At 59.5% G+C, this 15,426-nt stretch carries 11 protein-coding genes; all 11 read right to left on the reverse strand.

Going from position 1 to position 15,426, the window contains the following annotated elements:
• Nucleotides 1–171 precede the first annotated feature (171 nt).
• The 11 genes from astB to nusA all read right to left on the reverse strand — a co-directional run bounded on the left by astB (nucleotide 172) and on the right by nusA (nucleotide 15,409).
• Nucleotides 172–1,518 carry an N-succinylarginine dihydrolase gene (gene astB / locus H2Z84_RS17005; protein WP_181837008.1) on the reverse strand — a complete coding sequence of 449 codons (1,347 nt, stop codon included), beginning with the start codon at nucleotides 1,516–1,518 and terminating at the stop codon, nucleotides 172–174.
• Entirely contained in the window at nucleotides 1,515–2,975 is a 1,461-nt protein-coding gene (gene astD / locus H2Z84_RS17010) for a succinylglutamate-semialdehyde dehydrogenase (RefSeq protein ID WP_181837009.1), read from the reverse strand. Before astD ends, astB begins: the two co-directional genes overlap by 4 nt.
• On the reverse strand, nucleotides 2,972–4,006 hold the full coding sequence (gene astA / locus H2Z84_RS17015; protein WP_103523465.1) for an arginine N-succinyltransferase: 1,035 nt from the start codon (nucleotides 4,004–4,006) through the stop codon (nucleotides 2,972–2,974). Before astA ends, astD begins: the two co-directional genes overlap by 4 nt.
• The gene (aruF, locus tag H2Z84_RS17020; protein WP_181837010.1) at nucleotides 4,003–5,037 is read right to left on the reverse strand and encodes an arginine/ornithine succinyltransferase subunit alpha; all 1,035 of its coding nucleotides are present in this window, start codon (nucleotides 5,035–5,037) and stop codon (nucleotides 4,003–4,005) included. Before aruF ends, astA begins: the two co-directional genes overlap by 4 nt.
• Before the next feature lie 106 nt (nucleotides 5,038–5,143).
• Entirely contained in the window at nucleotides 5,144–6,358 is a 1,215-nt protein-coding gene (locus H2Z84_RS17025; RefSeq protein ID WP_181837011.1) for an aspartate aminotransferase family protein, read from the reverse strand.
• Between the two features lie 422 nt (nucleotides 6,359–6,780).
• Complete coding sequence (pnp, locus tag H2Z84_RS17030) at nucleotides 6,781–8,928, reverse strand: polyribonucleotide nucleotidyltransferase (protein WP_181837012.1); 2,148 nt, start codon at nucleotides 8,926–8,928, stop codon at nucleotides 6,781–6,783.
• Nucleotides 8,929–9,111: 183 nt separating this feature from the next.
• On the reverse strand, nucleotides 9,112–9,381 hold the full coding sequence (rpsO, locus tag H2Z84_RS17035) for a 30S ribosomal protein S15 (protein ID WP_103523461.1): 270 nt from the start codon (nucleotides 9,379–9,381) through the stop codon (nucleotides 9,112–9,114).
• An 80-nt stretch (nucleotides 9,382–9,461) separates the two neighbouring features.
• Complete coding sequence (gene truB, locus H2Z84_RS17040) at nucleotides 9,462–10,385, reverse strand: tRNA pseudouridine(55) synthase TruB (RefSeq protein ID WP_181837013.1); 924 nt, start codon at nucleotides 10,383–10,385, stop codon at nucleotides 9,462–9,464.
• Nucleotides 10,382–10,810, reverse strand: a complete 429-nt coding sequence (gene rbfA, locus H2Z84_RS17045) for a 30S ribosome-binding factor RbfA (RefSeq protein ID WP_181837014.1) — start codon at nucleotides 10,808–10,810, stop codon at nucleotides 10,382–10,384. The genes truB and rbfA overlap by 4 nt, the downstream gene beginning before the upstream one ends.
• Before the next feature lie 135 nt (nucleotides 10,811–10,945).
• A complete protein-coding gene (infB, locus tag H2Z84_RS17050) occupies nucleotides 10,946–13,891 on the reverse strand; it encodes a translation initiation factor IF-2 (RefSeq protein ID WP_181837015.1) in 2,946 nt (981 codons plus the stop codon).
• 39 nt (nucleotides 13,892–13,930) lie between these two features.
• Nucleotides 13,931–15,409 (reverse strand): transcription termination factor NusA, encoded by a 1,479-nt coding sequence (gene nusA, locus H2Z84_RS17055; protein WP_181837016.1) that lies wholly within the window; start codon nucleotides 15,407–15,409, stop codon nucleotides 13,931–13,933.
• Nucleotides 15,410–15,426: the final 17 nt, after the last annotated feature.

The raw sequence follows: 15,426 nt of genomic DNA on the forward strand, positions 1-15,426 counted from the left end.
TAATGCGGCAGAAATATCGTGGACGCCCCAAAAAAGAATCCTGCATGCACCGCTGCTGCCTGCTGGCTAGCAGCCACCGCGCATCTCCGCACTCGCCGCCACCATGCATAAAGCCACCCGCAGGTGGCTTTATGCATCAGTAAGCTGGCGATAAGCCTGCCACCCCGCCAGCTAAACTTGCTGGAAGGGATAGACCGAACCCAGATGCAGAATCTGCGTCAGTTCGTCCAGCGCACCACGGCACTCGTTCAGCAAGGACGGATCGGCCAGATCATCCCCGCCCAGGCGGTCGCGATAATGCCGCTCTACCCAGCCATTCAAGGTCAGGAACAACTGCTCGCTCATCATTACGCCCTGATTGACGGCAGCAATCTCGCTGCTCGACAAGGCCACGCGCAAGCGCAGGCAAGCCGGGCCGCCGCCATTCTGCATCGACTGTTTCAGGTCGAAGACACGGATTTCATTGATCGGGCCGCCGCTACCTATCATTTTGTGCAGATAGCTCCACACGCGTTCGACATTGCGGCACTCTTCCGGCACCACGATGATCATGCTGCCATCTGACTTGGACAGCAGTTGGCTGTTGAAGAGATAGCTTTTTACCGCCTCGGCCACGCTCACTTCAGCATCCGGCACCTCAACCGAAACGAAATGACCACCGACTGCCGCCAGCTTGCGTGATAGCTCTTCCAACACCCGCGGCTGGTCGAGGAAAGACTTCTCGTGGTGGAACAGCACATTGCGGTTGCCCACCGAGATCACATCGTTATGGAAGACGCCAGCATCGATGGTGGCTGGATCTTGCTGGGCATACACCACACCCGATTCGGACAGGCCGTGCAGCCGGGCCACCGCCTGGCAGGCTTCCAGCGTCTGGCGGGCGGGAAAGCGCTGCGGTGCCGGATAGCGGCCATCAAAGGCTGCCGCACCGAACACGAAGAACTCGACCCCGGCACCATCGTATTCCGCACAGAAGCGGGTATGATTGGCCGCGCCCTCATCACCAAAGTGCATTTGCGCCGGCAGCGCCTCATGCACCATGAAGCGCTGCTCGTCAGCAAACATCGCTTGCAGCAGGCGACGGGTGGTCGGATGCTCGATGGAGCGGTGGAATTTGTTGTTCAGATTAGCCGGAGTAAAGTGCACCCGCCGGTCTGCCGTATCGCCAGAAGGGCTGACCGTAGCCGCATTGGCTGTCCACATGCAGGACGCGGACGAGGCTGCCGCCAGAATGGCCGGTGCTTCCTTGGCGGCGCGGGCCACCACTTCGCCATCCGTACCGGAAAAACCCAACCGGCGCAGGCTGGCCACATCCGGGCGCTCGTGCGGAGCCAGTACGCCCTGTTTGAAGCCCAGGTCGTGCAGCGCCTTCATCTTGGCCAGGCCTTGCTTGGCCGCCAGCCGGGGGTTGGCGAGCGCCTTGGTATTGCTGGTGGAGGCTACATTACCAAAGGACAGGCCGCTGTAATTGTGGGTCGGGCCAACCAGGCCGTCAAAATTCACTTCATAGGCGTTCACAGTGTAATCCCCGGAGAAAGTTGAGCAGGCACGGTCAGGCTGTCACATTCCAGCGAAGCCACCGGGTAGGCACAATAATCAGCGGCGTAATAGGCGCTGGGACGATGATTACCAGAAGCTCCGATACCACCGAACGGCGCGGCACTGGAGGCCCCGGTCAGGGGCTTGTTCCAGTTGACTACACCGGCACGGCTTTCCAGCAGATAGCGCTCATACAGCGCACGGCTGTCCGACAGCACTCCACCGGCCAGGCCAAAACGGGTGTCATTGGCAATGGCGATGGCTTCATCAAAATCGGCATAGCGGATCACTTGCAGCAAGGGGCCGAAGAACTCTTCGTCCGGGCGGGCTACTGCCGTGCTGTCGATGATGCCAGGCGACAGGATGGCGGCATCCGGTGTCAGGCGACGCATTTCCAGCAGGCTCTTGCCACCGCAGTCCAGCAACCAGGCCTGGGCCTTGAGCAGTGCTTCGGCTGCGGCATTGGAAATCACCGCGCCCATGAACGGGGCCGGTTGTTCGTCGTACTTGCCCACCTTGAGCTTGGCGGTGACTTCCACCAGCCGTGCCAGCAGCGCATCGCCCCACGTGCCTTGCGGCACCAGCAGACGGCGAGCGCAGGTACAGCGCTGGCCGGCCGAGACAAAAGCCGACTGGATGATGTGGTGCACAGCGGCATCGACATCGGCCACGTCTTCCACGATCAGCGGATTGTTGCCGCCCATTTCCAGCGCCACGATCTTGTCCGGCTGACCGCCAAAATTACGGTGCAGCAACTCGCCAGTAGCTGAGCTACCGGTAAAGAACAGGCCGTCGATACCCTTGTGGCCTGCCAGGGCGATACCGGTTTCGCGAGCACCTTGCAGCAGGGCAATCACGCCGCTCGGCAAGCCCGCCTCGGCCCACAGCCGCACGGTTTCCTGCGCGGTCCACGGCGTCAGTTCCGAAGGTTTGAACAGCACGCAGTTACCGGCCAGCAGCGCCGGCACGATATGACCATTAGGCAAATGGCCGGGGAAGTTGTACGGGCCAAACACCGCCACCACGCCATGCGGCTTGTGGCGCAGCACCGCCTGGGCATCGCCCATGGTCGCGGCGCGCTCGCCGGTACGCTCGTTATAGGACTTCACCGAGATCTCCACCTTGTTGACCATGGTGGTGACTTCGGTCAGCGCTTCCCACAGCGGCTTGCCGGTTTCCTTGGCGATGATGGTGGCCAGGGCATCCTTGTTGGCAGTCAGCAGTTCGCCAAAACGGCGGGCGATGGCAATGCGCTCGTCCAGCGAGGTACGTGCCCAGGACTTGAATGCCTGACGCGCATGGGTAACGGCAGCATCTACTTGTGCTGCGTCCGCCCCCTGCCCTTGCCAGATGATTTCAGCCGTAGCCGGATTGGTCTTGCTCAGGGCCGCGCCCGCGCCGGCCAGCCATTGGCCATTGATAAACAGGGTGCTCATACATTCTCCTTGGGCGACAGCGCTACGACGCGCACATGCTCGCCTTCCTGCACGTTCAGGGCCTGCGCCTGATCCGGTGTCAGAAAGAACTCATGGGTGGGTGCCGGGGCTTCGGCCAGAATCACCCGGAAACCGGTCAGCGATTCATTCGACACCAGATAATGACAACGCTCGCCTGCCGGCAGCGGGTCTGCCAGTTTCACCGCCAGGGTGCGGCTTTCCTTCACCGCGCGGATTTCACTGGTATAAGCCTGCACGGTAGGGCCGGCATCGAAAATGTCGACATAGCCTTCGTAGCGGAAACCTTCCGACTCCAGCATGGCCACCGCCGGGCGCGTGTTGTCGTGGGTTTTGCCAATCACCGCCTGGGCATCGGCCGGCAGAAAATCCACATACACCGGATGCTTGGGCATCAGCTCGGCAACAAAGGCTTTCTGGCCAACGCCGGTCAGGTAATCCGCTTCGGCAAAATCGATGGAGAAGAAGTGCCGGCCCAGCCCTTCCCAGAAGGGCGAACGGCCATCGGCATCGGATACCCCGCGCATCTCTGCCACCACGGTCTTGCCGAATAGCTGCGGGAATTGCGCCAGAAACAGGAAGCGGCTCTTGGACAGCAAGCCGCCATTACGGTTGGCACGGAAATCAGGGTGCAGGAACAAGGTGCACAGCTCGGAGTAACCGGTGTGGTCGTTGGACAGGAACAGGGTTTCGTGGCGCGAATACACCCCCAGCTCGTCCGAGGCATGCACAATGGTGCCCACGCGGTAGTTGTACCAGGGCTCTTTCAGGCCAACAGCGGCTTCCAGCGCGCAAATACCCCCGACTTGCCCTGTTTCGCTATCTTCCAGCACAAATACATAGCCTTGGTCGGCACGATCCAGCTCGCCAGCAAAGGACAACACCGAACGGCTGATGCGGCGCGACAGCCGCTCTTCATTCACCGGCAGCGAAGTCAGGCCGACACCGGCACTGCGTGCCAGATTCATCAGACCAGCCAGATCGCCATGGGCGATGGGACGGATAATCATCATGCGGTTTCTCCTCCGCCTTGCTGCAAACCGACGACGCGCACAGTGTCACCACTGCTCACACCCAGGGCCTGGGCCGCATCGGGGTTGATAAAGGCCACGCCATCGACCACCGCCACCCGTATGGCTGCGGCGGCAAAGTCGCCTACCTGTTGATTGCATACCAGATGCACGCTGGCCTGGGCCGGCAGGCTGGCCGCCACCTCTACCGGATAGCAGCGATTGCGCTCCAGCGTTTGCAGGCGATCCAGCTCGGCAGTCAGCACCGCGCCGCCATCAAAGATATCGATGTAGTTGTCCGCCTCGAAACCTTCGGTGCTCAGCAACTGACAGGGGCGCTCGAAATTGGCATGAATCTGACCGATGGCGTTTTGAGCGTCATCCGGCAGCAAGGGAACATAGATCGGGTAGCTGGGCATCAGCTCGGCAATAAAAGTCTTGCTGTGGCCAACAAAGGCCTGCTCCACCTGCAGGAAATCCATATTAAAGAAGCGGCGGCCAATGGCATTCCAGAACGGCGACTGACCGGCATCGTCGTGAATGCCCTGCATCTCGGCAATGATGCGGCGGCCAAAGCGCGCACGCGCCGTGGCAACAAACAACAGGCGAGCACGCGACAGCAGTTCGGCCGCGATGGGCTCCAGTGCAGCATCGGCATAAAACCCGCATAGCTGCACCATGCCGGTAAGGTCGTGACAGATGTTCAGCACATGCACACGGTTGTTCACCTTGAGCGTGCGCGAGGCATGCACAAAGGTTTCGCTACGGTAGCTATAGAAAGGCTCGTCAAAGCCGGCACAGGCGCTGATTGAGGCGGTGCCAACCACTTCGCCGGCCGACTCCAGCACAAACATATAGTATTCGCTGCCGGTTTCGGCGGTAGCTTCAAACTCGAAGGACGACGCGGACTTCTGGATGCGTTCGAACAGCTTGTCCCGGTTATTGGGCAAGCTGGTCACACCGATGCCGCTGGCAACAGCCAGACGCTCGATGGCCGGCAGATCGGCAGTGCGGACGGGGCGCACGATAAACATGGGAACCTCCCTCTGGGGGAAAGCCGCTACGCCGTATCACGGGCGCAGCCGTACCCGCAGCCCCGGAAAACCCGGGCTGCGGTGTCTTTTGCTGGGGAAAACGGGCTTACTTGGCGGCGACGAGTTCAGCCACGGCAGCATCAAAGCGCTGCAGGGCTTCATCGATATCGCGCTCTTCCACCACCAGCGACGGTGCCAGACGCACAACATTCAAACCGGCAACCAGCAACAGCAGCTGATGCTTGCTGGCGGCGTTGACAAAATCCTTGGCACGGCCGGCATATTCATCCGTCAGCACGCAGCCCAGCAGCAGGCCCAGGCCACGTACTTCCTTGAATACCTGATACTTGGCATTGATGGCATTCAGGCCATCGCGCAGACGCTGGCTCTTGGCACGTACGCCGTCCAGCACTTGCGGGGTATTGACGATTTCGATGACCTTGAGCGCTACGGCAGCAGCCAGCGGGTTGCCGCCATAAGTCGTACCGTGGGTGCCCACGGAGAAGCTCTTGGCAATTTTATCGGTAGTCAGCATGGCACCCACCGGGAAACCACCACCCAGCGACTTGGCGCTGGACAGAATGTCCGGGGTCACACCGTACTCCTGATAGGCATACAGCGAGCCGCTACGGCCGACGCCGGTTTGCACTTCATCAAAAATCAACAGGGCATTGTGCTGGTCGCACAGCTCGCGCGCGGCTTGCAGGAAAGCCTTATCGGCCGGCAATACGCCGCCCTCGCCCTGTACCGGTTCGATGACCACGGCGCAGGTCTTGTCGTTGATGGCAGCCTTGAGCGAATCGATATTATTGAATTCGAAGTGGTTGATGCCGGCCGGTACCGGGGCAAAGCCCTCGGTGTACTTGGGCTGGCCACCCACGCTTACCGTGAACAGGGTACGGCCGTGGAAGGAGTTCTTGCAGGAAATGATTTCATTCTTTTCCGGGCCGAAATGATCGGCGGCGTATTTGCGGGCCAGCTTGAAGCAGGCTTCATTGGCTTCGGCACCGGAGTTGCAGAAGAAGGCGCGGTCGGCAAAGGTAGCAGATGTCAACGCATGCGCCAGTTTCAGTACCGGCTCGTTGGTGAACACATTGGACACATGCCACAGCTTGCCGGCCTGTTCGGTCAGCGCAGCCACCAGCTCAGGGTGGCAATGGCCCAGCGAATTCACGGCGATACCGCCGGCCAGATCGATGAATTCGCGACCATCCTGATCCCAGACGCGGGAGCCCAGGCCCTTGACCGGAATAAAAGCCGCCGGGCCGTAGTTGGGTACCATGACCTGGTCGAAATCAGCGCGGGTGATCGAATTGCTCATCTTGATAGTTCCCTTCCTGCAGAGTCCTCCGCTTCTGCCTGTGGTGCTGGGCAGAAAACGGCATTGTTATGATTTAATACGCTTGAAATGATTCTAATCGAATCACCAAGCCAACCCATATCCGGTTTGCGACATCAGCTTATAAAATTACTTGACCTATCTCAAAGCAGACCAACAAGAACAATCTCCATCATTTTCAATTACTTGTAGCACATTCCACCGCCACAGACCCCGAATTCCGGTCCGATAAGTCAATTTCGCTGACCCACACTGCTGCAATGGCGACATGCAACAACAGCTTGCCAGCCACCTCCTCCCGTCATGACCGCCGCTACACAAGCAGCAAAAATCACATGCCGGTACGGTACAGGCGTAAAAAAGCCCGCATCGCTGCGGGCTTTCTTGTTTCCGGCAAAGCGGAATTACTGCTGGGTCTTCAGACCGAAGGAGTCGGCGGTTTCGCGCGCTACCTTGGATTCGTCTTCCAGCAGGGCCTTGATCGACAGGCGGATACGGCCGCGATCATCCATTTCGATGGCCTTGACCTTAACGATCTGGCCTTCCTTCAGGTAGTCGGACACATTCTTGATACGTTCGTTGGCGATCTGCGAGATGTGAACCAGACCATCCTTGCCCGGCAGAATGGATACGATGGCGCCGACGTTGTTGTCGAGAATCTTCACCACGGTGCCTTCGTAGATCTTGCCTACTTCGACTTCAACGGTAATTTCCTCGATGCGCTTCTTGGCAGCTTCGGCACCTTCGCCGGAGATGGAAGCGATGGTGATGGTGCCATCTTCATCGATGTTGATCTCGGTACCGGTATCCTTGGTGATGGAGCGGATGGTTTCGCCACCCTTACCAATCACTTCACGGATTTTCTCCGGATTGATCTTCATCACGTACAGACGCGGAGCGTGGGCGGACAGCTCTTGCGGGCCATCCACGGCTTCCTTCATCAGACCCAGGATATGCTCGCGGCCTTCCTTGGCTTGCGCCAGGGCAACCTGCATGATTTCCTTGGTGATGCCTTGGATCTTGATGTCCATCTGCAGTGCGGTGATGCCTTCGGCAGTACCAGCCACCTTGAAGTCCATGTCGCCCAGGTGATCTTCATCACCCAGGATGTCGGTCAGCACGGCGAAGCGGTTGCCTTCCAGGATCAGACCCATGGCGATACCAGCCACGTGCGCCTTCAGCGGCACACCGGCGGACAGCAGCGACAGGCAGCCGCCACATACCGAAGCCATGGAGGACGAACCGTTGGACTCGGTGATTTCCGATACCACGCGCATGGAGTAACCGAATTCGGTTTCCGGCGGCAGAACGGCGATCAGCGCGCGCTTGGCCAGACGGCCGTGGCCGATTTCACGACGCTTCGGCGGGCCCATGCGGCCGGCTTCACCGGTGGAGTACGGCGGGAAGTTGTAATGCAGCATGAAGCGCTCGGTGTACTCACCGGCCAGCGCGTCGATGATTTGCTCATCCTGCTTGGTACCCAGCGTGGTAACCACCAGACCCTGGGTTTCGCCACGGGTAAACAGGGCGGAACCATGGGTACGCGGCAGCACGTTGCTGCGGATGCTGATCGGGCGCACGGTACGGGTGTCGCGACCGTCAATACGCGCTTCGCCAGCCAGAATCTGGCCACGTACGATTTCCGCTTCCAGACCCTTGAAGATGCCCTTGATCTCGTTAGCCTTCAGGGTGTCGGTTTCTTCATTGATCAGCGCAGCCTTCACGTCGCTCCAGGCTTCGTTGATGGCCACGGTACGGGCTTGCTTCTGACGCAGGCGGAAGGCATCAGCCAGCTTGGCACCGGCAATGCCACGTACCTGGGCGATCAGCTCTTCGTTTTGTACCGGAGCAGCCCAGTCAAACATCACCGGGTTGACTTCGTCAGCCAGTTCGTTGATGGCCTTGATGGCGGACTGCATTTGTTCGTGACCGAACACTACAGCACCCAGCATCACGGCTTCGGACAGTTCCTTGGCTTCAGATTCCACCATCAGCACGGCACGTTCGGTACCGGCCACCACCAGATCCATGGCGGAAGTCGCCAGTTCGGTCTTGGTCGGGTTCAGGATGTATTCGCCATTGGCGTAGCCCACGCGGGCAGCGCCGATCGGGCCGGCAAACGGCAGGCCGGAGATGGCCAGTGCAGCAGAAGCACCAATCATGGCCGGGATGTCGGAATCCACTTCCGGATTCAGCGACAGTACGGTGGCCACGATCTGTACGTCGTGATAGAAGCCTTCCGGGAACAGCGGGCGGATCGGACGGTCGATCAGGCGGCTGGTCAGCACTTCCTTCTCGGACTGCTTGCCTTCGCGCTTGAAGAAGCCACCCGGAATTTTACCGGCAGCGTAGGTACGCTCCAGGTAGTCCACGGTCAGCGGGAAGAAGTCCTGGCCCGGCTTGATATTTTTGCCGCCAACAACGGCCACCAGAACCACGGTTTCATCAACGGATACAATAACGGAGCCGGAAGCCTGACGCGCTACTTCGCCAGTTTCCAGGGTAACGGTCTGGTTACCATACTGAAACGATTTGGTAATTTTATTGAACACAGGGCATCCCTTAGTCAAAATATGTTTTTTCAAGCTGAAAACACAACGGGAACCCCTAAAAATTCAGACCGACCGCGATCAAAATTTCTAGAGGCTCCCCCCGTTGTCACAGTAATACAGCGTGCTTGAAGGCCAGCGTGAAAAAGTCGCAGACTTGCTGCGACTTTTTCAAACCTGAACCAATTACTTGCGCAGACCCAGACGGGCAATCACGGCGCGGTAGCTGTCAGCATCGGTGCGCTTGAGGTAGTCAAGCAGACGACGACGACGGCTAACCATTTTCAACAGACCACGACGGCTGTGGTGATCCTTGGTGTTGGCCTTGAAGTGCGGGGTCAGATCGTTGATACGAGCGGTCAGCAGTGCGATTTGCACTTCGGACGAACCAGTATCGCCTTCCTTGTGTTGGAAGTTTTTAACGATTTCTGCTTTTTGGGTGGCGGTCATTGCCATTTTGGGTAACTCCAAATCAGGTAAGGATCTTGCGATCCGACAAGTGCAGCGAGCCGGTTGCCCAACCCATCCACACTTCGCTAGCAGGCTGCCTGCTTGACAGCCAGCAGTCTGATCGGGTGCAGCATGTCATCATCACGCACCTCGGCCAGACCAAGAAACTCCGCGTTTGCATCGCTGTAAACCCGGAAGCGCGTCATTTTCTCACAGTTGCCGGCAAAACGCACGGCCTGCCCATGAATAAAACGCCCGGCCATGGCTTCATCCAGCGTGGTGGCGGGAAAATGTTGCACCAACACATCGGCCGGCAACAGCAAAGCCTCGCGCCCGGCCATGTCCAGCGCCTCGACGGCCGCCAGCGTGTGCGCCTCGGACAATTGAAAGCCACCAGTAGTCGTACGGCGCAGGCCGGTCAGATGGGCGGCGCAATCCAGCGCAATGGCAATGTCCTCGGCCAGAGTACGGATATAAGTGCCCTTGCTGCACAGCACGTCGATTACTGCTTCCACACCATCAAAGCTGATCAGCTTGAGCGAGTGAATGGTGATGCGGCGTGGCTCGCGATGGATTTCAATGCCTTCGCGAGCATATTCATACAGCGGTTTGCCCTGGTGCTTGAGCGCCGAATACATTGGCGGCACCTGGCTGATCTCGCCGACGAACTGCTGCATCACCTGCAACAGGCCTGCCTCATCAAATGCAATCGGACATTCCCGAATGACATCGCCTTCGATGTCACCGGTGGTAGTCGCCACACCAAAGCGCACCGTGGCACGGTAGCCCTTGTCGGCATCCAGCAGGTAAGAGGAGAACTTGGTGGCCTCCCCCAGACACATCGGCAACAGGCCGGTGGCCAGCGGATCCAGCACGCCGGTATGGCCTGCCTTGGCAGCGTTCAGCAACCAACGCGCCTTTTGCAACGCGTTATTGCTGGAAATATCATAGGGCTTGTCGATCAGCAGCACGCCATCGATCTGGCGGCGGTTGCTGCGCGGCTTGCTCATTCCTCGCTACCTTCCTGCTCTTGCGCGGCCGCTGCGCCCTCGCCTTCACCAGCGCTGAATTTTTCAGCGTCTTCACGCGCCACCTGATTGATCAGGCTGGTCATGTGCATGCCGCGCGATACCGACTCGTCATAGACAAAGTGCAGCTGTGGCGTGGTGAACATCTTGATGCTGCGACCCAGCTCGGAGCGCAGGAAACCGGCGGAGTGATCAAGCGCTTCCTGGCTGACTTCACGGGTCTTTTCGTCCATCACGGTGTAGAACACCTTGGCGTGCGAGTAGTCACGCGTCACCTGCACGGCGGTAATGGTGATCCAGCCCACGCGCGGGTCTTTCAGACCGGTGCGGACCAGTTCGGCCAACTCGCGCTGAATCTGCTCAGCAATGCGGTCGGAGCGGGAGAAACCTTTTCTGGCTTTGGCCATGATTTCCATCCTGTCGGTATAAAAGCGGCCAACAGCCAGCCGGGCAGATACCCGGCCTTGTGTCAGCCGCCTTGAATGCAAAAGGCGAGCGCCTTCGAGCCTGAGCCCGAAGCGCGCCCGCCGGGTAGCTGCCGCTTACAGCGAGCGAGCCACTTCCACGATTTCGAAAGCTTCCAGTTGGTCGCCTTCCTGGATGTCGTTGAAGTTCTTCAGCATCAGGCCACATTCGTAACCCTGCTTCACTTCCTTCACGTCGTCCTTGAAGCGCTTCAGCGAGTCCAGTTCGCCGGTGTGCACCACCACGTGGTTGCGGATCAGACGGATCGAAGCAGTACGCTTGATCATGCCGTCGGTCACCATACAACCCGCGATATTGCCTACCTTCGACACCGGGATCACCTGACGGATCTCGACGGTACCCAGGATTTGTTCTTTCTTCTCCGGAGCCAGCATGCCGGACAGGGCTGCTTTCACTTCGTCCACGGCATCGTAAATGATGCTGTAGTAACGAATGTCCACGCCTTCGTTCTCGGCCAGCTTGCGCGCCGCAGCGTCGGAGCGGGTGTTGAAGCCGATCACGATAGCCTTGGAGGCGATTGCCAGGTTGATGTCCGATTCCGAGATACCACCCACGCCGGAGTGCAGGATGCTGACGCGCACTTCGTCGGTGGACAGCTTTTGCAGGCTGCCAGCCAGGGCTTCGTAGGAACCCTGTACGTCGGCCTTGATGATGATGGACAAGGTTTGCACCTCGCCACTGCCATCGGCCATCTGGGCGAACATGTTTTCCAGCTTGGCGGCTTGCTGCTTGGCCAGGCGAACGTCACGGAACTTACCGGCACGGAACAGGGCGATTTCACGCGCCTTGCGTTCGTCGGTCAGCACCATGGCATCTTCACCGGCTTGCGGTACGTCGGACAGACCCAGAATTTCTACCGGGATGGCCGGGCCAGCGGTGTCGATGGCCTTGCCGTTTTCGTCCATCATGGCGCGAACGCGACCAAATGCCGTACCAGCCAGTACCACGTCGCCCTTCTTCAGGGTGCCGGACTGAACCAGCAGGGTGGCTACCGGGCCACGACCCTTGTCCAGACGGGCTTCCACGATGATGCCCTTGGCCGGGGCTTCGATCGGTGCATTCAGCTCCAGTACTTCGGCTTGCAGCAAGATGGCTTCCAGCAGCGCATCGATGTTGGTGCCTTGCTTGGCAGAAACTTCGATGAACTGGGTATCGCCACCCCAGTCTTCCGGCACCACTTCGTGCGAAACCAGTTCCTGACGGATGCGTTCTACATTGGCACCCATCTTGTCGATCTTGTTGACCGCCACCACCATCGGCACTTTGGCAGCCTTGGCATGGTGAATGGCTTCAATGGTCTGCGGCATCACGCCGTCATCGGCAGCCACGACCAGCACCACGATGTCGGTCGCCTTGGCACCACGAGCACGCATAGCGGTAAACGCTTCGTGACCCGGAGTATCCAGGAAGGTGATCATGCCGCGCGGAGTTTCCACGTGGTAAGCACCGATATGCTGGGTAATGCCACCGGCTTCGCCCGCAGCCACTTTGGCGCGACGAATGTAGTCCAGCAGCGAGGTCTTGCCGTGGTCGACGTGACCCATCACGGTCACTACCGGCGGACGCGGCAACACAGCCACTTCCACTTCTTCGCCTTCCGGCTTTTCCAGATAGGCTTCCGGATCATCCGCCTGTGCCGCACGCGGCTTGTGGCCCATTTCTTCCACCACGATCATGGCAGTTTCCTGGTCCAGCACCTGATTGATGGTCACCATCATGCCCATCTTCATCAGGACCTTGATCACCTCGACGGCCTTGACGGCCATGCGGTGAGCCAGATCGGCGACAGAGATGGTTTCCGGCACCAGCACTTCATGAATGATGGGCTCGGTCGGGGCCTGGAAAGCATGCTGATTGTTCTGCTTGTGCTTGCCCTTGCCACCACGGGATTTCCAGTCGCTGCCGGCATCGCCGCCCTTGGTCTTCAGACCACGGCCCTTCTTGCCTTCTTCCCAGCGCTCGTTACCCTTCTTGGCGCCGCCCTTCTTGGCATCCGGACGACCGGCTACCGTAGCAGGAACGACCGGGGCACCCGGCGCTGCAGCCGGACGCGGGCCGCGATTATCGGCACCAGCCGGACGCGGACCACGGTTGTCGGCACCAGCCGGGCGCGGGCCACGGTTGTCACCAGCCGGGCGCGGACCACGATTGTCGGCACCAGCCGGGCGCGGGCCACGGTTGTCACCAGCCGGGCGCGGGCCACGGTTGTCGGCACCAGCCGGACGCGGACCGCGCTCATCGCGGCGCTCGTCGCTGCGTGCCTCAACCGGCTTCGGCGCTTCAACCGGCTTGGGAGCCGGGGCCGGTGCGGGTTGCTGGGCAGCCAGACGAGCTGCCTGACGGCGCTCTTCGCGTTCGATTTTTTCGCGCATCAGCTCTTGCTGACGGGCACGGAAAGCAGCCTGACGCTTTTCTTCCGCTTCGCGGGAGGCTACTTCTTCCGGCGACAGAATGGAGGCCACTGTGCGTACCGGAGCCGGAGCCGGCTTGGCAGCAGGTGCAGCTTCCTTGGCCGGGGCTTCCGCAGCCGGGGCTACCGGTGCGGCGGGCTTGGATTCCACCTTGGGTTCAACCTTTACTTGCGGTTCCGGCTTTGCTTCCGGCTTGACTTCAGCCGGCTTGGTCTCTGCCGCCGGAGCGGGGGCAGAAACAGGTTCGGCGGCTTTGGCTACCGGAGCGGCAGCCGGCGCAACTTCTGCCGGTGCAGCTGCCGGACCATCTTCCGGGCGAACCACGACACGCTTCTTGCGCGTCTCCACTTTTACCGTACTACCGTCTGCGGTCTTGATTTCACTGGTGGACTTGCGGGTCAGCGTAATACGCGACTCATCACGGGCGCCATGCGAACGCTTCAGGTAGTCAAGAAGCTGGGATTTATCCTGCTCGGAGAGCGTATCATCCGGCGCGCGCTTGGCCACACCCGCTGCACGAAGCTGTTCCAGCAATCGTTCAGGCGTGAGGTTCAGCTCACCGGCAAACTGTTTTACATTCGTCAATACCATGCGTCTTCCCAAATTCCGTAAATACTTCCCGAAGAAGCCTTACTGGTTGAACCAGTGTTCGCGCGCTTTCATGATGATTGCACGTGCAGCTTCAGCTTCAATGCCGGTCATGTCCACCAGATCGTCGACGGCCAGATCGGCCAGATCATCTCGCGTGGACACGCCGTTTTCGGCCAACTTGCGAACCAGCTCGGCGTCCAGACCCTCGATATCCTTCAGGTCTTCGGACACACCTTCGACTTTCTCTTCGGACGCAATGGCCTGGGTGAGGATGGCGTCACGTGCACGGCTACGCAGCTCATTCACCAACTCCTCGTCAAAACCGTCGATCTCCAGCATCTCGGTGATCGGCACATATGCCACCTCTTCCAGGGTGGCGAAACCCTCTTGCACCAGAACCGTGGCAGTTGCTTCGTCCACGCTCAGGCACTTGACGAACAGATCACGCAATTGCGCATCTTCCGCTTGGTGTTTCTCTTCCGCTTCGGTAACCGTCATGATGTTGAGGTACCAGCCAGTCAGCTCGGCAGCGAGCTTGACGTTCTGGCCGCTACGACCGATGGCTAGAGCCAGCTGATCTTCCTCGACCACCACATCCATGCTGTGGTTGTCTTCGTCGATCATGATGCGGTTGACTTCAGCCGGGGACAGCGCGTTGATCACGAACTGCGCCGGCTCCGGTGCCCACAACACGATATCGATACGCTCGCCAGCCAGTTCCTGGGTAACGGCCTGAACGCGGGAGCCGCGCATGCCGATGCAGGTACCTTGCGGGTCGATGCGGGCATCGTTGGCCTTGACGGCGATCTTGGCACGCAGACCGGCATCGCGGACAGCTTCCTTGATCTCCAGCAGGCCTTCTTCGATTTCCGGCACTTCCAGCTCAAACAGCTTGATGATGAACTGGCTGGAAGTACGCGACAACACCAGCTGCGGACCACGACCCATGCGGTCGATGCGCAGCAGGAAGGCCTTGACGCGGTCGCCCACGCGCAGGTTTTCCTTCGGAATCATCTGATCGCGCGGCAGTACGGCTTCCAGCTTGCCGCATTCGATAATGGCATTGCCACGTTCGATACGCTTGATGGTGCCACTAACCAGATGTTCGCGGCGCTGCAGGAATTCGTTCAGCAGCTGTTCGCGCTCGGCATCACGGATGCGTTGCAGGATAACCTGCTTGGCAGTCTGCGCACCGATGCGACCGAATTCGACCGCTTCCATCGGCTGTTCGATCACGGCACCCACTTCGATGCGCGGATCATCATCACGCGCGTCGGTGATGGTGAGTTCACGGCTTTCGTTTTCGATCAGCTCGTTCTGCACCACCGTCCAGCGGCGGAAAGTCTGGTACTGCCCGGTATGGCGGTCGATTTCGACACGCACATCCATTTCGTCATCGGTAAACTTCTTTTTGGTTGCCGAAGCAAGCGCCATTTCAAGGGCGGAAAAGACCACGTCCTTGCTGACGTTCTTTTCGCTTGCCAGGGCATCAACCAGCAACAAAATCTCGCGACTCATGCATTCCTCCGAATTTT

It is taken from the genome of Aquitalea aquatica (assembly GCF_013911085.1).
Taxonomy (GTDB): Bacteria; Pseudomonadota; Gammaproteobacteria; order Burkholderiales; family Chromobacteriaceae; genus Aquitalea; species Aquitalea aquatica.

Bases quoted from the DNA above. Each gene is read 5' to 3' on its own strand.
- astD (WP_181837009.1), bottom strand. From the start codon at position 2,975: ATGAGCACCCTGTTTATCAATGGCCAATGGCTGGCCGGCGCGGGCGCG.
- astA (WP_103523465.1), bottom strand. From the start codon at position 4,006: ATGATGATTATCCGTCCCATCGCCCATGGCGATCTGGCTGGTCTGATG.
- aruF (WP_181837010.1), bottom strand. From the start codon at position 5,037: ATGTTTATCGTGCGCCCCGTCCGCACTGCCGATCTGCCGGCCATCGAG.
- H2Z84_RS17025 (WP_181837011.1), bottom strand. From the start codon at position 6,358: ATGAGCAATTCGATCACCCGCGCTGATTTCGACCAGGTCATGGTACCC.
- rpsO (WP_103523461.1), bottom strand. From the start codon at position 9,381: ATGGCAATGACCGCCACCCAAAAAGCAGAAATCGTTAAAAACTTCCAA.
- truB (WP_181837013.1), bottom strand. From the start codon at position 10,385: ATGAGCAAGCCGCGCAGCAACCGCCGCCAGATCGATGGCGTGCTGCTG.
- rbfA (WP_181837014.1), bottom strand. From the start codon at position 10,810: ATGGCCAAAGCCAGAAAAGGTTTCTCCCGCTCCGACCGCATTGCTGAG.
- infB (WP_181837015.1), bottom strand. From the start codon at position 13,891: ATGGTATTGACGAATGTAAAACAGTTTGCCGGTGAGCTGAACCTCACG.
- nusA (WP_181837016.1), bottom strand. From the start codon at position 15,409: ATGAGTCGCGAGATTTTGTTGCTGGTTGATGCCCTGGCAAGCGAAAAG.